Consider the following 18,604-nt stretch of genomic DNA (forward strand, 5'->3'; position numbering starts at 1 on the left):
CTTCAGTCCTTCGGCAGATCGAGGAAGTGGCCGGACGTCGTGGCTGCCACCGGACGGGCCGCGCTGCCGTCGGCTAATGCAACCGGGCGCCTGGGTGCCGAGGCGCTCACTTCCTCGGCGTTGTTCAGGAAGTAGTCGACATTGCTTGGCGGCTGGGTTCCGTCGGTCGGCTCGACCATCTTCTTCGACGGGTCGACCGGCTTGACCAGATAAGGCGTGACGATGATCACCAGGTCGGTCTCGCGCCGCTGATAGGATTTCGAGGAGAACAGCGGCCCCAGCACCGGCAGCTTGCCGAGCCCCGGCAGCCGCGAGGTCGTGACGTCGTTTTGCGACTGCAAAAGGCCCGCGATCATGAAGCTCTGGCCGTTCTTCAGGTCGACCGATGTCTTGGCGCGGCGCACGATGAAGGCCGGAATGGAAATGCCGCTACTGACTTGGATAGAGGCAGAGGGGTCGATCGAGGACACTTCCGGCGCGATGTCCAGGCTGACCAGCCCGTCCTTGAGCACGGTCGGCGTGAAATCCAGGCCGACGCCGTATTTCTTATAGGTGACGCTGATCTTGCCGTTGTCCTCGGAGACCGGGATCGGGAACTCGCCGCCGGCAAGGAAGCTCGCCGTCTGGCCGGAACGGGCGATCAGGTTCGGCTCGGCCAGCCGCCGGGCGAGGCCGCGCTCTTCCAGCGCCTTGATGGCGATGTCGATCGAAACGCCGTTGGAGAGCAGCCTGCCGATGATCTCGCCGGTGCCGGCCGTCGGCACGGTGCCGGGATCGATGACGACGTCGCGACCGCCGATGCCCAAGGCAAAGTTGGCCCCGTATTTGGCGCCAAGGTCCTGTCCCGCCTGGCGGTTGATCTCGACGAAGCGGACGTTGAGCTGGACCTGCTGCGAGGACGAGATGTTGACCGAGTTGATCACTTCCTCGTTGCCGGAGAAGCGCGATGCGATCTTGCTCGCCTTCTCGGCCGCGACCGCATCGTCGGCCTCGCCCGACAGCACCACGCGGCCGTTGGCCGATCCGACCCTGATATTGGCATCCGGTACGCTGGCGCGGATGGTGCTGGCGAGCTGGTCGGTGTCCAGCGTCACCTCGATGTCGATGGTGCCGACGAGCTGCTTGTTCTGATCGAACAGCGCGATGCCGGTGGTGCCGAGGTTGTTGCCCAGCACGTAGAAGGACTTGTCGGTCAGCGGGTTGACGTTGGCGATCTCCGGATCGCCGATGACGATCTGGTAGAAAGCGGCGCTCGTCATGATCGTCCTCGGCTTGCCCTTGGCGACCTTGATCGAAGCGTTCTTGCTGGCCGAAACGTATACGACGTCGTTATTGGCCTGAGCTGGCGCCCCAAAGGCAAGCATTCCGGCGGCTGCCAGGAAGGCGCCCATCGCCGTTGCACGCAGAAGGCGCAGCCCTCTCGTTGTCTGTTCTTTGTTCAACACAGGCATTGTCCGTCCCCGGCCGGTCCCCACCGGCTATTGTTCTTGTTCCTTGGAAGGAACGACGTCTCCCTCGGCTTGCTTGGAAGGAACCTTGTATTCCTCGACCTTTTCGCCGCGCGACACGATCACCGTCTTGAACTTTGGCGCTTCCGGCTCCTTCGCCACCGCATTGACGAGCGAGGCGGCGCTTGCCTCGGCGCCCGCGGCAACCGAACCGCCGAAGGACGAGATGGTGGTGAGCCCATTGCCGCTGGCGCTGGCGTCGGCGGAGGACCGCAAGGACAGCGACAAAGTGCCGACGGTGCGGGCGAGCGCGACTTTTTGCGCCCCTTCGTTCGTCACCTCGAGGGTCACGGAATTTGCGATCTGCGGCTCGGTTTTGCGCTCGTCCGCGCCCTGCCCGACCGAAAGCACCTTGGCATCGGAGACGACGATTTCGGACGTGACCGTCGAGCCGGCGGCGCCTTGCGCGTTCTTGGACACTTCCTGGATTTCGCCGGCGTCGCGCGTCAGCACGACGTCGACCCGGTCGCCCGGAGTGACGAAGCCGCCGACGCCGGCGATCTCGTCGGTGCGGATGGTGACGGCCCGCATGCCCGGCGACAGCATGTTGGAAAGCGTTGCGCGGCCGTTCGGCCCCGACAGCTTGGTGAGCAGCACCGGCTCGTTCACCTCGATCGGCGACAGCACGACGCGGCTGCCTTCGGCAAGCAGCTTATCGACGGTCGGGAAGGCGCCTTGCGGCAGGGAATCCTGCGGCCACGGGATTTCGGTGAGTTGCGACCGGTCGAGCTCCATGCCGTAGCGCAGCGGCGCGCTCGCCACCACGATGGTCTTGAACTCGACCTTGGGCTGCGGCGCGACGATCGACGCCACGTTCTGCTCGGACTCGGCTTTCGCCTGGCTTTTGACCCAGAAATCCGCGGCAAAGATCGAGATCGCGCCGAAAACGGCGGCGATGCCGATCATTGTTATGGCCCTGCCCCTCACAACGAAACCCCTGACGCCCGTGGTCTTTTGTTAGTTGCCACCCACGCTAGGCGTCATTGTTAAAGAATCAGGAATCCAAGGGCATGGAGACCGCCCTATTTCGGCCGGCTTGGTTATCGAATGGTTTTGGAATAAGAGACACTTTGATCCCTGAACGGAACAGGAACCTCGTTCGCCCGCCAAAAGCGTGGCAGTATCGAGGTGTGATTCGCAGTACCGGACTTAATGGCCAGCATGGACGACACCAGCGATCTTTTCGGCAACCAGGAAAAGCAGCCGCAGCAAGCGCGCGCGCCCTCGCGCCCGGCTGATCCGCTGGTGCAGGCGGCCAGGCGTTCGCCCGCCGCCCGTGACGGCAGCGAGAGCTATAGCGCCGCCGACATCGAGGTGCTGGAGGGGCTGGAACCGGTGCGGCGCCGTCCAGGCATGTATATCGGCGGCACCGACGACAAGGCGATGCATCACCTGTTCGCCGAGGTCATCGACAATTCGATGGACGAGGCTGTCGCCGGCCATGCGACCTTCATCGACGTCGAGCTTTCGGCGGACGGGTTTCTCACCGTCACCGACAATGGGCGCGGCATTCCGGTCGATCCGCATCCGAAGTTCAAGAAGCCGGCGCTCGAAGTCATCATGACGACGCTGCATTCGGGCGGCAAGTTCGACTCCAAGGTCTACGAGACCTCCGGCGGTCTGCACGGCGTCGGCGTCTCCGTCGTCAACGCGCTGTCGGACCACCTCGAGGTCGAGGTCGCGCGCGGACGCCAGCTCTATCGCCAGCGTTTTTCCCGCGGCATCCCGGTCAGCGGTCTTGAGCATCTCGGCGAGGTCCACAACCGGCGCGGCACCAGGACCCGCTTCCATCCCGACGAGCAGATCTTCGGCAAGGGCGCCGCCTTCGAGCCGGCGCGGCTCTACCGCATGACGCGCTCGAAGGCCTATCTGTTCGGCGGCGTCGAGATCCGCTGGACCTGCGATCCGTCGCTGATCAAGGAGAAGGACCAGACGCCGGCTAAGGCCGAGTTCCATTTCCCCGGCGGCCTGAAGGACTATCTCAAGGCAACGCTCGGCGACGAATTCCAGGTCACCCGCGAGATGTTCGCGGGAAAAAGCGACAAGCAGGGCGGCCACGGCTCGCTCGAATGGGCGGTCACCTGGTTCGGCGGCGACGGTTTCCTCAACTCCTACTGCAACACGATTCCCACCGCCGAGGGCGGCACGCATGAGGCCGGCTTCCGCAACGTGCTGACGCGTGGGCTTCGCGCCTATGCCGACCTCATCGGCAACAAGCGCGCCTCGATCATCACGACAGAGGACGTGATGATCTCGGCCGCCGGCATGCTGTCGGTGTTCATCCGCGAGCCAGAATTCGTTGGCCAGACCAAGGACAGGCTGGCGACGATCGAGGCGATGCGCATCGTCGAAACCGCCATCCGCGATCCGTTCGACCATTGGCTGGCCGACAACCCGCAGGAAGCGTCAAAACTTCTCGATTGGGTGATCGCGCGCGCCGACGAGCGCGTGCGCCGCCGTCAGGAAAAGGAAGTCTCGCGCAAGAGCGCGGTGCGCAAGCTGCGCCTGCCCGGCAAGCTCGCCGACTGCACGCAGAATGCCGCCGCCGGCGCCGAGCTGTTCATCGTCGAAGGCGACTCCGCCGGCGGCTCGGCCAAGCAGGCGCGCGACCGCGCCAGCCAGGCCGTGCTGCCGCTGCGCGGCAAGATCCTCAACGTCGCCAGCGCCGGCAACGACAAGCTTGCCGCCAACCAGCAGATTTCCGACCTGATCCAGGCGCTCGGTTGCGGCACGCGCTCGAAATACCGCGACGAGGACCTGCGCTACGATCGCGTGATCATCATGACCGACGCCGACGTCGACGGCGCGCATATCGCTTCGCTGTTGATCACCTTCTTCTACCAGGAAATGCCGAACCTGATCCGCGGCGGCCACCTCTACATGGCCGTGCCGCCGCTCTATTCGATCCGTCAGGGCGGCAAGGTCGCCTATGCCCGCGACGACACGCATAAGGACGAGTTGCTGCGCACCGAATTCACAGGGCGCGGCAAGGTCGAGATCGGCCGCTTCAAGGGCTTGGGCGAGATGATGGCTTCGCAGCTCAAGGAAACCACGATGGACCCGAGGAAGCGCACGCTGCTCAGGGTCGACGTAATCGACGCCGAGCAGGCGACCAAGGATGCTGTCGATGCGCTGATGGGCACCAAGCCCGAGGCGCGCTTCCGCTTCATCCAGGAACGCGCCGAGTTCGCCGAGACCGACGTGCTGGATATCTGAATGCCGGCTGGTCCATAAAGCTCCGGTACGGAGACTTTGATGTGACCTGGGCGCGGCTGAAGGATCTTGCCGGGATACCAATAAGTGGCCTGACGCAGCCGACGCGCTCGGACTGGATCTTTGCCCTGCGCACGGTCTCGGCCGGGCTGATCGCGCTGCTTGCCGCATACGCCCTCAAGCTCGACCATCCGCAATGGGCGATGATGACAGTTTTCATCGTCGCGCAGCCGGTGGCCGGCATGGTGCTGGCGAAAGGTTTCTACCGGCTGCTCGGCACGCTGGCCGGCGGCCTGGCGGCAATCGGCATCACTTCGCTGTTCGGCACCAATCCCTGGTTGCTGGTGGCGGTGCTGGCGCTATGGATCGGCGTCTGCACGCTCGTCTCGTCGCTGCTGCGCAATCCGGAGGCCTATGGCGCCGCCCTTGCCGGCTACACCGCGATGATCATCAGCCTGCCGGCCTTCGGGCAGCCCCATCTCGTCCTCGATCTCGCCATCGCGCGCTGCGCCGAAATCGTGCTCGGCATCGTCTGCGCCGGCGTAACCAGCCGGCTGATCCTGCCGAAGCTCGCTGCGGACGCCATCATCTCGAGATTGAAGCGCAGCATTCTCGATCTCGCCGACTATGCCTCAGGCGCCTTTTCCGGCGGCGATCCGGCTGGCCTTGCCGCTCTCCAGCGCAAGCTGATCACTGACGCCCAGACGCTTGCCGAGATGCGCACCTACGCGCGTCTCGAGGCGCCGAGTTTCGCCACGCGCGCCCATCCGGTGCGGCGCACGATCGGGCAGCTCCTGTGGGCGCTCTCGGCGGCCCGCGCCCTGCACACCCATGCAGCGCCGAAGAACGTGGCTCTCATCCCGGTGCGCAGCGAGTTGAAGACCTTGGTCGGAGAGCTGGCGGCGACGCCCGGCGCGCTTGACGACACCGGCCTGTGGGTGGCGCGGCTTGAGGCGATCGCGAGCAAGGCAAGAGAGACGCCTGTGGCCACCGACCCCGGTGAAGACAAGGTCGGCACCATCACCCGCCTCACCATCGCCGCCGATTTCGCGGAGGCGCTGAAGCAGGTGATGCGCGGCCTGGATGCGCTTCGCTCGCCGGTGTCCGGGCCGTCCCGTGAACGACAGCAGCCGGCCCTGGTCGTGCATCGCGACTATCATGCCGCATGGCGCAATGCGGTGCGCGCCGCACTCGCCACGCTCCTGGTCGCGGCCTTCTGGCTGACGACAAAATGGTCGGAGGCCGCGGGCACCGTCATCATCGTCGCCGTCGTCTCCAGCCTGTTCGCGGCGCGCCCCGATCCGGTCCAGTCCGCCTGGGGTTTCTTCACCGGAACGCTGCTCGCCCTGCCCTTCGCCTTCCTTGTCGGCCAGGTCGCCATGCCGGCGCTGCCCGGCTTCGGCTGGTTCACGCTCTTTGTCGTGCCGATCATGGTGCCGGCGGCGCTCGGCATGGCCAATCCGCGCCATGTCGGCGTCGCCACCGCCTTCGCCATCAACTTCCTCGCTTTCCTCAGCCCGCACCAGTTGATGACCTATGACCCCGGGCCGTTCTTCGCCGGATCGGCGTCGATCCTGGTCGGCATCCTGATCGCCGTCGGCGTCTTCATCATCGTGCTGCCGGCCAACCCCTGGGTCACCGTCGAGCGCATCTCGCAGGCGATGCGCGAGGATCTGGCGCGCCTTTGCCTGCATGAGCGCATTCCCCGGCGCTCGGCTTTCGAGAGCCTTGCCTATGACCGCATCAACCAGTTGATGCCGCAGCTGCGGCCGACAGGCAGGAAGGGAGATCCCATTTTGGGCGGCAGCATCGCCGCCGTCACCGTCGGGCTCGAAGTGCTGCGGCTGCGCAGCGCGCAGCTGAATTCCGCGATCCCGCACGAGACGGTGGAATCGATCGGCAATTTCCTACGCGGCCTGGCGCGGGAATTGCTGTTCAGGCGACATGGCGAGCCGCAAACCTCGACCGTTGCCGTGGCGAGGCAATATGCGGCCAGCATCGCCGACCGCAGCGACCGGCCCGAAATGCTTCAGGTCGCCGCCTCGTTGCGCATCATCGCCGCGGCGATGGAGGATTATCCGGACTTCTTCGCGAAGGACGGAGGCTGAGGGCTACGCTGCCGCAATCGCCAGCGCATGCCCGCGCGCGTTTTCGCGTAGCGCGTCGAGATGGATCGACTTGACCAGCCCGGCGAGATCGCCCTCGGCCGATTGCCCGCCAAGCTCCTTCAGCATCAGCCAGCTCACTTCCTGGACACCGGCGATGCGCTTGCCGTTGGCGACCTCGCGCCAGATCTTCAGCGCCCGCAGGATGATGCCGTGGGTGGCGGCGGCGAGGCCGGCATTGCGGAACAGCGCCTGCAGCGCCACGTCGTGCCCGCCGGCCAGCAGCGCCCTCACCCGCTGCTCGGATTGCTGGGTAAGCGCGACCAGCGCCGAGCCGAAGAAGTCGACCTTGCCATGCGCGATGGTACGGATGATGAAGCTTGCGGTGAGATCGCCGCGCAGCCTCAGATGCTCGATCAGCGCGGCGTGCTCTTCGGCGCGCGTGCCCTCGATCAGCGTCACCGAAGCCTTCACGCAGGCGTCGCGCATCACCCGGTCGGCGCGGGCGGGCCCCATCAGCGCCAAGACCAGCGGCGAGCCTTTCAGCGTCTCGCCGAGCTTGACCAAAAGCATGTGCCGGCAGTCGGCGGGAAGCCGCGCGTCGGCGATCAGCGCTTCGCGCACCAGTGGCAGGTGACCGTGCCGCTCGGCCATGCGGCGGAAGCTCAGTGTGGCGATGTCGGCGCCGCTGTTGGCAACAAGGGTGGCGCAGGCTTCGGGCTCGCCGATCTCGGCGATGGCAGCCGCCAGCGACATCGAGACGACGGGACGGTTGGCTATGAGCTTCTGGGTGGCCTTCTGGCCGCAGGCGACGCGATCGATGAGATCGGCATCGGTAAGCAAGGGCGAACGCGCCAGCACCAGGGCCGCCACTTCCGGTTGGTCGGAAGCGAGCGCTGCGATCACCTGCGGCGGCGCGTGGTGGCTCATCGACAGCGCTTCGGCGAGCGACTGCCGGACCTTGGCGGAGACGTCGTCGAGCAGCAGCGTGAGCGCTGCCTCGGCGGCGCAGCGATCCTCGAAAGGCAGGTCGGAATTGATGTAGGCGCGCGCCAGCGCGCTTGCGGCGGCGGCGCGCTCGGACACCCTTGCCGTATCAATCCATTTTAGAAAATGCGAAACAATCATGCCGACCAGCTACGCCCTTGCCGGAACGTTTCCCGGCCCCGTCGTGAACGGTAGGCTGCAAATGGTTTACGAACGGTTCACCATGTTTCTTAACCGGCTTGATGGAGCCGCGGCCAACGCCTATCAAGCAGGAATAAGCGGAGGGGATCGACCATGGCCGGGCTTTTTTTGGAAGAGTTCGTCGTCGGCCGCGTCTTCCGGCACACGCTGCGCAAGACCGTCACCGAAAGCGACAACATGCTGTTTTCGGTGATGACGCTGAACCCGCAGCCCTTGCATATCGATTTCGACTTCGCCGCGAAGAGCGAATGGGGCAGGCCGCTCGTCAATTCGCTGTTCACGCTCGGCCTGATGATCGGCATCTCGGTGAACGACATCACCGTCGGCACCACGGTCGCCAATCTCGGCATGAAGGAGACCGTCTTCCCGCACCCGGTCTTCCACGGCGACACCATCCGGGTCGAGACCACGGTCGTTTCGGTACGCGACTCGAAATCGAAGCCCGATCGCGGCATCGTCGAGTTCGAGCATCGCGCCTACAATCAGGACGATGTTCTTGTCGCCAAATGCACGAGGCAGGCGATGATGATGAAGAAGGCAGTCTGATGCGTTCGCTGCTGTTCGTGCCGGGCGATTCCGAGCGGAAGCTGGAAAAGGGCTTTGGCGCCGGCGCCGATGTGGTCATCGTCGACCTCGAGGATTCCGTTGCCAGCGCCAACAAAACGGCGGCGCGCGCTGTCGCTGCGCGCTTCATCTCAAGTCAAAGGCAAAAGACAAGCTCAGCCGTCTATGTCCGCGTCAACGACCTTTCCACCGGCCTGACCGACGACGACCTCGCGGCACTTGTCCCCGCCGAGCCCGACGGCATCATGCTGCCGAAGTCGAACGGCGGACAGGACGTCCAGCAGTTGGCAGCCAAACTCAGGGTGCACGAAGCCGAAAGCGGGTTGCCGGACGGCGGCATAAGAATCCTGCCGATCATCACCGAGACCGCGGCCGGCGTGCTGGCGGCCGCGAGCTATGCCGGCGCAAGCGCCCGGCTCGCCGGTTTGACCTGGGGTGCGGAAGACCTGTCGGCAGCGATCGGCGCGCGCGCCGCGCGAGACGAGGGCGGCCGCCACACCGATGTGTTCCGCCTGGCACGCGCGATGACCATCCTGGCAGCCGGCGGGGCGGAAGTCGCGGCGATCGATACCGTCTTTCCGGATTTCCGCGACATGGCCGCTTTCGAGGCCGAGTGCCGCGAGGCCGAGCGCGACGGCTTTACTGGCAAGATGGCGATCCATCCGGCGCAGGTGCCCATCATCAACGCCGCCTTCACGCCGTCGGTCGAGGCGGTCGAGCGATCGCAGGCGATCGTCGACGCCTTCGCGGCGGCGGGAAATCCGGGCGTGGTCGGCATCGACGGTAAGATGTATGACCGGCCGCATCTGCGTCTGGCTGAGCGTCTGTTGGCCCGCGCCAAAGGGGCAGGGATCTCGGCCTGATCCGCTGCAGCTGAGCCGCGCTACTCCTTCCCCCAGCGCGGCCGCCGCATCGAAAATATCTCGTTGACGCTGGCATAGTCCATATAGCCGAGCCGGCCGACATTGCCGGCCCTGACGATGTCGAATTGGCCGTCCCTGAGATAAGCATCGTCGATGTGGACGCCGACGCCTCACCGGCGACGATGATGGCGCTGGTTTCGCTACCGTCCAGCGCTCGTGGCCGAAATATCTCCGTCACCTTGCATTGGAGCGCGGCGGGCGCCTCCGCCACGCGCGGCGGCGCGACGAGGCGCGACGGCGCCATGGCGAGATCGGCGTAGCCGAACTCGCTGACCCCGCGCGGCGCATCGACCGCCGTGCGGTTCATCTTCTCGGCCAGCTCGCGGCTGACGAGGTCGGCGACGAATTCGCCCGTCTCTTCAGCGAAGGTGGCGCTGTCCTTCGCGCCCTCAGATGAGAACCAGACGATGAAAGGACGCGTCGAGAAGGCGTTGAAGAAGGAACAGGGCGCGAGGTTGATCTCGCCGGCCCTGTTCAATTCGAGATCCATCCGATGGGGCGGGGTGCCACGATCGCCTTGGACGGATCGTGCGGCAGGCCATGCCCCTTCGAAGGCTCGTAGAACATGTCAGCCGGCCCAGGGCCCGGTGTATTCGGCATAGAGCTTCGCCGGATCGGGCCGCGGCCGCTCCGGCGCCGGCCCCTGGTATGAGCCGATATGGACGAAGCCTACGACGCGCTCTTGCGGCGACAGCCCGAGGATCGCCCTGCCCTCCGCAACGTCGGAATACCAGTTGCTGATCATGTTGGTGCCATAGCCCAGCGCATTGGCCGCGATCATCAGATTCATAGCCGCCATTCCGCCCGACAGGAACATCTCCCATTGCGGGATCTTCGGGTTCTCTCTCGGCACCGACACCACGCCGATCACCAGCGGCGCGCGCGAGAAGCGCGCCAGTTCCTGGTTGCGCCGCCCCTCGGCCAGCGGCCCCTCGCGCTGCTCGGCGAGCGCCGCGAGCTTCTTGCCGATTTCGACCCGCGCTTCGCCGCGGTACAGGATGAAGCGCCAGGGCTCGAGCCGGCCATGGTCCGGCACCCGCGAGGCGGCTGCGATCATCGTGGCGATTTCCGTATCGCTCGGCGCCGGCTCCTTGAGGTCTGGAATCGGCGCGGAATTGCGGGTCAGCAGGAAGTCGATGATCGGCGACGCCATGGGCGCAAGTCTCCTGAGCATTCAAATTTTGAGCTGAAGCGCGCCGGTGGGAGGTCGGGCGGCTCGGGCAATGGCGCATTATGCGCCGGATAAAGAGCCCTGATGGAAGGCGGCAGGCTCTTGAGCCTTGAAATTGCCACCGCCTTGGGCTTCAACGCAAGGCATGTTTGAGGGGACTCTGCGCCTTTTCGTGATCGGGCTCATCGCCGCGCTGTTCGCGGTGCCGGTTTCGTTCGCGCTGGCCCAGAACGCCAACGACGTCGGCGACATCAAGCTGCCGGGCATCTCGAGCTATGCGACGCCAAAGAGCGAGAGGTCGCTGGCGCTGGGCAGCGGCGGCGCGATCACCCTTTCGGCGCAACTGACCGACAAGGGCGCCGACATCACCCGCGGCATCGTGTGGCGCGTGTTCAAGCCGGAGCCCGCGGGCGACGGCAAGCTGCCGATGGTCGCGTCCGCGCATGGGGGCACTGCGGTGTTCCAGCTCGATCCCGGCAGCTACCTTGTCCACGCCTCCTATGGGCGGGCCGGGGCCACCAAGCGCATCACCGTCGGCAAGGACGCCAAGCGCGAGAGCCTCGTCCTCGACGCCGGCGGCTTGAAGCTCGACGCCGTGACGTCAGGCGGCGCGCATATCCCGCCGAAGAAGCTCCGCTTCTCGATCTATGAGAGCCATGCCGAGCAAAATGGCGACCGCGCTCTGATCGCCCCCGATGTCGAGCCGAACACGGTGGTGCGGCTGAATGCCGGCACCTACCACGTCGTCTCCACTTACGGCGCGGTCAACGCCGTGATCCGCTCCGACATCCGCGTCGAGGCCGGCAAGCTGACGGAGGCGACCGTCGAGCACCGCGCGGCCGAGATGACGATGAAGCTGGTGCGCGAGCCAGGCGGCGAGGCAATCGCCGACACCTCGTGGTCGCTGCTCAACGAATCCGGCGATCCGATCAAGGAAGCCGTCGGGGCCTTCGCCTCGATGGTGCTGGCCGAGGGCCAATACACCATCATCGCTAAGAACCGCGACCGCATCTACCAGAAGGATTTCACGGTCGTTGCCGGCCAGAACCAGGAGATCGAGGTCGTGGCCAACGAATCGTCAGCCATCGATCCCGAGGAAGGCGCGGACTGACGGCGCCTAGACCGCTCACTCGAAGTGATAGTTCAGGCCGATACGCACGGTCCGCTCGTGGAACTTGGCCGACACTTTGAAATTTATCGGCGATGTGGTGGGAGCATCAAAGGTTTGCTTGCCAAGATCGACGTACAGATATTCAGCCTTCACGCTCCAGCTGGGTGCCAGTATCGTTTCGACGCCTGCTCCGAGGGTCCATCCCAGCCGAACGTCTGACTTTGAGCTGTCCCCGCAAATCGTCGCGTCAGGAATACAGCCTGAGGTTACATCATCGACATGGAACCCGAGGCTCGCTTTTCCGTAGGCCAGACCGCCGGTGGCAAAGATCAGCCAGTCAGGATTGACCCAGCACGGCCGCGCACCGTCCCGTACCAGTCTACTTTCTTGCTGACGGCTGTGCTTGTCTCGTCAAAAAACTGCGGAGTCCTTCCTTGCGAATCCGAGCCCTTTATCCCCGATAGTTGTAGATCTGCCTCGATGCCGATTACCCAGTTGGAAGGCAACTGCCAGTTATACCCAGCCTGACCGCCGCCAACCATGCCTCGAGCGGATGGCGACAGCGACGTTGGAAACGAACCAGCTTCTTGGAAAGCGTCTATAACTCCCTGAATATCCTCTACGGGAAAACCGTCCGGTGCACGTGCAGGCGCGGGGTTTCATCAGCAATGTCGCATCGCCAGAATCCCAGCCATAGCCGACATTGGCGCCGATATAGGCGCCGCTCCAGGACGGAGTAGCATCACCTGCCTTGGCGGAACCCGCCGCAGCGAATCCGGCGCCGCCCGAGGCTAGGCTCATCACCATAAGTGTTTTCGCGATATTCATCGGCTTAGTTCCCCAACCCAAGCCTTTGATAGCAAATCCTGCAACCTATGACTGTGGCCGCACGGTCACAGTATAAATATCTGCCAAGTATTCAAGAAACAGCTAAAATATCGATTATTTCCATCGACTGCGGTTCCAAGTTGGAAACTATCGCCCGAGAGGCTCTCAGGCCGCCTTGCGCATGCGACGGGGCAAGAAATGGACACGGCCGCGTGCCGGCGCCAGATCGAAGACGCTGCGGTAGAGCCGGTCGAGCAGTACCTTGCGGTCGCGCAGCGGCTCCAGCTCGCTCCAACTCAGCACGTCGCCGATGCGCAACTCGATCGCCTTGCCGGACTGCCGCGCGAACTCGCGGATGAGCAAGGAGGTGCGCAGCGTCAGCGACGCCTTGCCGACGAACTTCGCCACGCGGTTGTCGCGCTCGGCCATGTTCATCGGGCCGCTGACCAGATGGAACAGGCGGCCGTTCTGGCCGGAGAAATGCATCGGGACGACCGAGGCCTTAGCCTCCTGGATCAGCTTGGCTGGGAACATCTTCCACGGTAGGTCGATCGCACGGCCGAACCCCTTCGGCGCCGTGGCGACGCCGCCGGCCGGGAAGACGACAATGGTGACGCCTTCCTTCAACAGCCGCACCGCCTCATGGCGCACGGCCATGTTGTTCTTCAGCGCTTCCTTGGTCTCGGAAAAATCGATCGGCAGCGAATAGGCTTCCATCTCGCGGATCCTGAGCAGATCCTTGTGGATCATGACCCGGAACGGACGGCCGAGCTGCTCGGCGAGCGACAGCACGGCAATGCCGTCGCCGATGCCGAACGGATGGTTGGCGACGATCACCAGCGGCGTTTCCGGCAAATTCGCCGGCGGCCAATGGCCGGCGTTGCGCACCTTGACGTCGATCAGCTCAAGCATGCGGCTGAACACGCGCTCGCCGGTCGGCGCAACCTGGCGGCGCCAGAAATCATAGAGCACGGCAAAGCGGTCGCGGCCCGACAGGCCTTCGACGGAACGGATGAACCACCGCGTCAGCGCCGGCTGATGCTGGTTGGCGTAGGAGAGCTCGGGAAACGGCCTTTCCCGCAGTTTCAGCTTGAGCACGGCGGCTCGGTTACAAGGTTGGCGTGACAGGCGTATGAAAATGGCGGTGGACCATGCCGCCGCCATTCCATTGCATGTCGCCCAAAAGTGTGCAGCGGTTTTGGGAAAACGACATGCATCAAAAACGAAGACCTAAAGCGCGTCGCCTGAATCCGTTTCAGCGCCACGCGCTTTAGAGAGGTTCGGGAAAATCAGGCCGCGCGGCGCTTGCGGTCCGGCGCGACCGCTTCGTCGGCAAGCAACTTCACCGCGTCCGCCAGCTTGAGCGATTCCTGGTCGCGGGAGCCGAGCCGGCGGATATTGACGGTCTCCTCCTCCGCCTCGCGCCTGCCGCAGACGAGGATAACCGGGACCTTGGCAAGCGAATGCTCGCGCACCTTGTAGTTGATCTTCTCGTTGCGCAGGTCCGCTTCGGCCAGCAGGCCCGCAGCCTTCAGCCGCCCGACCACCTTCATCGCATACTCATCGGCGTCGGAGGTGATCGTCGCCACCACCACCTGCAGCGGCGCGAACCACAGCGGGAAATGGCCGGAATAGTTCTCGATCAGAATGCCGAGGAAACGCTCCATCGAGCCGCACACCGCGCGATGCACCATGACCGGCTGCTTCTTCTCCGAATCCGAGCCGATATAGAAGGCGCCAAAACGTTCCGGCAGGTTGAAGTCGACCTGCGTGGTGCCGCACTGCCATTCGCGGCCGATAGCGTCCTTCAGCACATATTCGAATTTCGGACCGTAGAAGGCGCCCTCGCCCGGATTGATCGAGATCTTGATGCGGTTGCCGGAGCGCGTGCGGATCGTCTCCAGCACATCGCTCATGATCGCCTCGGCATGATCCCAGGCCTCGTCGGTGCCGACGCGCTTGTCCGGCCGCGTCGACAGCTTCACGGCGACCTCATCGAAGCCGAAATCGGCATAGGTCGACAGGATCAGGTCGTTGATGCGCAGGCATTCCGCGGCGAGCTGCTCCTCGGTACAGAAGATATGCGCGTCGTCCTGAGTGAAGCCGCGCACGCGCATCAGCCCGTGCAGCGCGCCTGATGGCTCGTAGCGATGCACATTGCCAAACTCCGCAAGCTTTACGGGCAGTTCGCGGTAAGACTTCAACCCATGCTTGAATATCTGCACATGGCCGGGGCAGTTCATAGGCTTCAGCGCGAAGATGCGGTCGTCGTCGGTATCGTCGCCTGCGACCGTCACCTTGAACATCGCGTCGCGGTACCAGCCCCAGTGGCCGGACGTCTCCCACAGGCTCTTGTCCAGCACCTGCGGCGCGTTGACTTCCTGGTAGCCGTGCTCGTCGAGGCGGCGGCGCATGTAGCTGACCAGGTTCTGGAACATCTTCCAGCCCTTGGCGTGCCAGAAGACGACGCCCGGTCCTTCCTCCTGGAAATGGAACAGGTCCATCTCGCGGCCGACCTTGCGATGATCGCGCTTCTCGGCTTCCTCCAGCAGCGTCTGGTAGGCCTCGAGCTGCGCCTGGTCGGCAAAGGCGGTGCCGTAGATGCGCGTCAGCATCGGGTTGTTGGAATCGCCGCGCCAGTAAGCGCCTGCAACCTTCATCAGCTTGAAGGCATTGCCGATCTGTCCGGTGGAAGCCATGTGCGGACCACGGCAGAGGTCGAACCAGCCCCCCTGGGCGTAGATCTTGAGATCCTGATCCTCGGGAATAGCGTCGATCAGCTCGAGCTTGTAGCGCTCGCCCTTGTCGGCGAAGACCTTCTTCGCCTTCTCGCGCGACCAGACCTCCTTGGTGAACGGCTTGTTGCGCGCGATGATCTCGCGCATCTTCTTCTCGATCGCGGGAAAATCATCCGGCGTGAACGGCTCGTTGCGCGCGAAGTCGTAGTAGAACCCGTTCTCGATCACTGGCCCGATGGTCACCTGCGTTCCCGGCCAGAGCTCCTGCACTGCCTCGGCCAGCACATGTGCGGCATCGTGGCGGATAAGCTCCAAGGCACGCGGGTCGTCGCGGGTGATGATCTCGACCTTGCCGGATTTGCCGAGCGGATCGGAAAGGTCGCGGATGGTGCCGTCGATCGCATAGGCCACGGCTTTCTTGGCCAGCGACCTGGAGATCGACTCGGCAAGACCGGCGCCGGTCATCGCCGCGTCGTAATCGCGGACGGAGCCATCGGGAAATGTCAGGGAAACGGAATTCAGCATCAGAGTTCTCCTATCCAGTCCCGCAAACGAGCGCGGGTGGTGAAATGCATGTCGCCTCAAGGTGGGTGGCATGCGCAGGTTTAGCCGGAGGCGCCAATCACAAGGACTATGGCCGGCGGGCGCGGTTTTAGAGGCAGATTCCGCCGCCGTAAAGTCGCGATCTCATCCTATTAGGCCGGGCAGATCCTTTAGGAAGGCTGCCCGCGTGGCGAGCCCCTTCGGCATGCCGTCGCGCTTTGCGTCGACAACAAGCCGGGCGAACACGATGCGGCGGCCATCCTTCTCCGCCCAGCCGACGAACCAGCCGAGCGACCGCTTGTTCTTATCTCGCGCTGTGCTGCCGGTCTTGCCCTGCACCGACCAGCCGCCGGCCTTGAAGCTTGGCATGATCGCTTTCGTCATCTCATGCGCCTTGGCCGAAACCGGCATTTTGCCGGCAAGCAGCCGGCGCAGGAATGTCGCTTGCTCGACGGGCGAGATTTCGAGCGAGGAATCCACCCAGGAATTGGTCAGGCCGTCGTTCTTGCCGGCGCCGCCAGAGACATCCGCATTGCCGTAGCCGAATTTCGATATGTAGCCGGCGAAACTTTTCGCCCCCAGCCGGCGCGTGATCTCGCGCGAATACCAGATGATGGAATCGCGTTCCCAGATCGTCGGGTCAACGATCTTGCGGTCGCGCTTCACCGCGTTGAACTCGGGCTTGTAGTCCCAGCGCGGCGTGTGCTGGTCGCTCAGGATTCCGGCATCGTAGCCGATCAGCGCCAGAGGCACCTTGAAGGTGGAAGCCGGGCTGACGCGCCGGTCGCAGACGCCGTCCTGGTAAAGCGTCGCACCGCTCGTCGAATCCTGGATCAGCGTGCAGTGGATGTCCTCGAGCGGCGCCGATTGCGCCCGCACCGGCAGGCCGAGCATCCAGGCCAGAAGGAACAGGACGATTGCAATAATGAAGGGGTAGCGGTCCATCTGGCGCATGCGAAGCTCACTGTTGGAAGGAATTACGGCGAGCTGCTTAGCGATGCGTCTTGTCTCGATTTTGTCTCAAATTCGCAGTGTTTGTGCAGGCTTGCGTTAACCCTAACGGAGGGTAAAGAACGGCGCGTTGCTCACCGCTGCTATCAGCTCTCGGGGTCGCCGCGTTTCCTGCCGATCTGCCAGTAGAGCCAGGGCATGAACCAGACATGGCGCCGGGCAAGCGTCTCCGGCACGAGATCGATGCCATGCGTTCCGAACGGCCCGCAACGCGAGACCCGAAACAGCGCCAGCCAGCCGCCGGCCCACAGGCCATGGCGGGCGATCGCCTCATGCGCGTATTCCGAACAAGTCGGCAGATGCCGGCAGCTGTTGCCGACGAAGCCGGAGAGCGCCAGCTGGTAGAGGCGCACGAGCGAGGTGCCGAGGACACGGCCCGGCGTCTTGCGCCAGGGTCCCTGCCAGTTGCGCCCATGCCGGATCGGCCGGACGCCATGCGTATGTCCTGTATGGTCGCCCACCGGCACTTCTCCGCAGCCAGTTTCCTTATGCGATAGATGTGGACTTTGAGCGAGGAACGCAACGATCTTTGCCTCTCATGGCCTGGATCGGCGGATGGGACGCGTGTCGGCACACTGTGAATGGTGCAGGGAAACATCAGGATCATGGCAACAGCGGCTGCGCGCGGCTTCGCCATGCCACTGAAAAGTCGCGATCCGCATGACGTCGTTCAAAATGGCCAGGAACTGGTTCATGGCAGTGCTCCTTGAGCACCGATTAGACTGCTGCTGGCCTTCGCCTTCAAACGAGTATAAATTCCGCGTCGGATAACTTGAGGTTATGCAAGATGAAGCGTGGCCGGCTGCCGCTCACGGCGCTCAGGAGCTTCGAGACGGCAGGCCGGCACTTGAGCTTCAGCCGCGCGGCGGAGGAGCTTTATGTGTCTCAGGCGGCGATCAGCCGGCAGATCCGCGAGCTCGAGACCTTCCTGCGCCAGCCGCTGTTTCTCCGCCTCCATCGCCGAGTCGAGCTGACGGATGCCGGCCGTCGTCTGCACGACCAACTGGTCAGGAGCTTCGACGACATCGACCGGGTGCTGTCGGAGCTGGCGATGACGCCGGCGCAGTCGGTGGTGCGCGTCAGCGTCGAACCCTCGCTTGCCGCGGTGTGGCTGGTGCCGCGGCTCAACCGCTTTCGCCAGTTGCGACCCGATCTCGACGTTTCTCTGGACGTCGATCCGAGATTGATCGATTTCCGCGGCGACCAGCCCGAGCTTGCCTTGCGCTTCAGCGCGTACGCAACGGCGTGGCCGCGCAGCGATGCCGAGCGCCTGGCCTCGACCGTCGATTCACCGGTCCTGTCGCCGGCACTTCTGGCGTCCGGCCCTCCCCTAGAGAAGCCGGTCGACCTTCGCCACTACACGTTGCTGCATGAGGAAAACCGCCAGGGCTGGGCGCGCTGGTTCGAGGCGGCGGGCGTGCCGGCCGATGCCGTGCCGGCGCGCGGCCCGATGCTCGCCGACGCGTCGCTGTCGAAGCAGGCCGCGCTCCTCGGCCATGGCGTGGCGCTGGGCGATCTCTTGCAGATCGGCGACGAGCTCGCCTCCGGCGCGCTGGTCAAACCTTTCGAGATCGACGTCGCGTCCGGTGCCTACTGGCTGGTAGCGAGAAATTTGCGGGATCTTTCCGAGCCGGCCGCGGCCTTTGCGGACTGGATACGAAGCGAGTTCGCCAAAGGCAGAAGAGTAGTTTAGGAGCTTGC

The 18,604-nt window shown here is 64.3% G+C and carries 15 protein-coding genes and 2 pseudogenes; 6 read left to right on the top strand and 11 right to left on the bottom strand.

All coding sequences use genetic code 11. The features are described from left to right. Positions 1–2 precede the first annotated feature (2 nt). Together EH240_RS12385 and cpaB are read right to left on the bottom strand one after the other, a co-directional pair. The gene (locus EH240_RS12385; RefSeq protein ID WP_245435968.1) at positions 3–1,391 is read right to left on the bottom strand and encodes a type II and III secretion system protein family protein; all 1,389 of its coding nucleotides are present in this window, start codon (positions 1,389–1,391) and stop codon (positions 3–5) included. 87 nt (positions 1,392–1,478) lie between these two features. Next, the gene (gene cpaB, locus EH240_RS12390) at positions 1,479–2,414 is read right to left on the bottom strand and encodes a Flp pilus assembly protein CpaB (protein ID WP_124998563.1); all 936 of its coding nucleotides are present in this window, start codon (positions 2,412–2,414) and stop codon (positions 1,479–1,481) included. A 255-nt stretch (positions 2,415–2,669) separates the two neighbouring features. Here cpaB and parE point away from each other — a divergent pair, with 255 nt between their 5' ends. Then, on the top strand, positions 2,670–4,724 hold the full coding sequence (gene parE, locus EH240_RS12395; protein WP_124998565.1) for a DNA topoisomerase IV subunit B: 2,055 nt from the start codon (positions 2,670–2,672) through the stop codon (positions 4,722–4,724). A gap of 41 nt (positions 4,725–4,765) precedes the next feature. Continuing rightward, complete coding sequence (locus tag EH240_RS12400; RefSeq protein WP_124998567.1) at positions 4,766–6,829, top strand: FUSC family protein; 2,064 nt, start codon at positions 4,766–4,768, stop codon at positions 6,827–6,829. A gap of 3 nt (positions 6,830–6,832) precedes the next feature. Here EH240_RS12400 and EH240_RS12405 read toward each other — a convergent pair whose 3' ends face one another. After that, positions 6,833–7,954, bottom strand: a complete 1,122-nt coding sequence (locus tag EH240_RS12405) for a DUF2336 domain-containing protein (RefSeq protein ID WP_124998568.1) — start codon at positions 7,952–7,954, stop codon at positions 6,833–6,835. Between the two features lie 147 nt (positions 7,955–8,101). On the opposite strand from EH240_RS12405, the pseudogene EH240_RS12410 reads away from it, so the two are divergent. Continuing rightward, positions 8,102–8,560, top strand: a pseudogene (locus EH240_RS12410) (MaoC family dehydratase); the annotation flags it as partial. After that, positions 8,560–9,441, top strand: a complete 882-nt coding sequence (locus tag EH240_RS12415) for an HpcH/HpaI aldolase/citrate lyase family protein (protein WP_124998572.1) — start codon at positions 8,560–8,562, stop codon at positions 9,439–9,441. The pseudogene EH240_RS12410 and the gene EH240_RS12415, both read left to right, overlap by 1 nt. Before the next feature lie 20 nt (positions 9,442–9,461). Here EH240_RS12415 and EH240_RS12420 read toward each other — a convergent pair. Then, positions 9,462–10,068 (bottom strand): annotated as a pseudogene (locus EH240_RS12420) (flavin reductase family protein). A gap of 1 nt (position 10,069) precedes the next feature. Continuing rightward, on the bottom strand, positions 10,070–10,654 hold the full coding sequence (locus tag EH240_RS12425; protein ID WP_124998574.1) for a nitroreductase family protein: 585 nt from the start codon (positions 10,652–10,654) through the stop codon (positions 10,070–10,072). A gap of 163 nt (positions 10,655–10,817) precedes the next feature. Here EH240_RS12425 and EH240_RS12430 point away from each other — a divergent pair, with 163 nt between their 5' ends. After that, positions 10,818–11,783, top strand: coding sequence for a hypothetical protein (locus tag EH240_RS12430; RefSeq protein WP_124998576.1), 966 nt, complete (start codon positions 10,818–10,820; stop codon positions 11,781–11,783). Positions 11,784–11,798: 15 nt separating this feature from the next. Here EH240_RS12430 and EH240_RS12435 read toward each other — a convergent pair whose 3' ends face one another. From EH240_RS12435 to EH240_RS37890, 6 genes are all read right to left on the bottom strand, one after another. Next, positions 11,799–12,161: an outer membrane protein gene (locus EH240_RS12435; RefSeq protein ID WP_124998578.1), complete on the bottom strand. Its 363-nt coding sequence runs from the start codon at positions 12,159–12,161 to the stop codon at positions 11,799–11,801. A 615-nt stretch (positions 12,162–12,776) separates the two neighbouring features. Next, on the bottom strand, positions 12,777–13,709 hold the full coding sequence (locus EH240_RS12440) for a lysophospholipid acyltransferase family protein (protein ID WP_124998580.1): 933 nt from the start codon (positions 13,707–13,709) through the stop codon (positions 12,777–12,779). Between the two features lie 191 nt (positions 13,710–13,900). Next, positions 13,901–15,874 carry a threonine--tRNA ligase gene (gene thrS / locus EH240_RS12445; RefSeq protein ID WP_124998582.1) on the bottom strand — a complete coding sequence of 658 codons (1,974 nt, stop codon included), beginning with the start codon at positions 15,872–15,874 and terminating at the stop codon, positions 13,901–13,903. Between the two features lie 162 nt (positions 15,875–16,036). Then, positions 16,037–16,846, bottom strand: coding sequence for a class D beta-lactamase (blaOXA, locus tag EH240_RS12450; protein ID WP_124998584.1), 810 nt, complete (start codon positions 16,844–16,846; stop codon positions 16,037–16,039). Positions 16,847–16,989: 143 nt separating this feature from the next. After that, positions 16,990–17,364, bottom strand: coding sequence for a membrane protein insertion efficiency factor YidD (gene yidD, locus EH240_RS12455; protein ID WP_124998586.1), 375 nt, complete (start codon positions 17,362–17,364; stop codon positions 16,990–16,992). A gap of 75 nt (positions 17,365–17,439) precedes the next feature. Next, positions 17,440–17,598, bottom strand: a complete 159-nt coding sequence (locus tag EH240_RS37890; protein WP_167483999.1) for a hypothetical protein — start codon at positions 17,596–17,598, stop codon at positions 17,440–17,442. Positions 17,599–17,690: 92 nt separating this feature from the next. Between EH240_RS37890 and EH240_RS12460 the strand changes: the two genes are divergently transcribed. Further along, on the top strand, positions 17,691–18,596 hold the full coding sequence (locus EH240_RS12460) for a LysR substrate-binding domain-containing protein (protein ID WP_124998588.1): 906 nt from the start codon (positions 17,691–17,693) through the stop codon (positions 18,594–18,596). Positions 18,597–18,604: the final 8 nt, after the last annotated feature.

The sequence above is a fragment of the Mesorhizobium tamadayense genome (assembly GCF_003863365.1).
In the GTDB taxonomy this organism is placed as follows: domain Bacteria; phylum Pseudomonadota; class Alphaproteobacteria; order Rhizobiales; family Rhizobiaceae; genus Mesorhizobium; species Mesorhizobium tamadayense.

Coding starts and splice junctions, on each gene's coding strand:
- EH240_RS12385 (WP_245435968.1), bottom strand. CDS start 1,391: ATGGGCGCCTTCCTGGCAGCCGCCGGAATGCTTGCCTTTGGGGCGCCA.
- cpaB (WP_124998563.1), bottom strand. CDS start 2,414: ATGATCGGCATCGCCGCCGTTTTCGGCGCGATCTCGATCTTTGCCGCG.
- parE (WP_124998565.1), top strand. CDS start 2,670: ATGGACGACACCAGCGATCTTTTCGGCAACCAGGAAAAGCAGCCGCAG.
- EH240_RS12405 (WP_124998568.1), bottom strand. CDS start 7,954: ATGATTGTTTCGCATTTTCTAAAATGGATTGATACGGCAAGGGTGTCC.
- EH240_RS12415 (WP_124998572.1), top strand. CDS start 8,560: ATGCGTTCGCTGCTGTTCGTGCCGGGCGATTCCGAGCGGAAGCTGGAA.
- EH240_RS12425 (WP_124998574.1), bottom strand. CDS start 10,654: ATGGCGTCGCCGATCATCGACTTCCTGCTGACCCGCAATTCCGCGCCG.
- EH240_RS12430 (WP_124998576.1), top strand. CDS start 10,818: ATGTTTGAGGGGACTCTGCGCCTTTTCGTGATCGGGCTCATCGCCGCG.
- thrS (WP_124998582.1), bottom strand. CDS start 15,874: ATGCTGAATTCCGTTTCCCTGACATTTCCCGATGGCTCCGTCCGCGAT.
- blaOXA (WP_124998584.1), bottom strand. CDS start 16,846: ATGCGCCAGATGGACCGCTACCCCTTCATTATTGCAATCGTCCTGTTC.
- EH240_RS37890 (WP_167483999.1), bottom strand. CDS start 17,598: ATGAACCAGTTCCTGGCCATTTTGAACGACGTCATGCGGATCGCGACT.
- EH240_RS12460 (WP_124998588.1), top strand. CDS start 17,691: ATGAAGCGTGGCCGGCTGCCGCTCACGGCGCTCAGGAGCTTCGAGACG.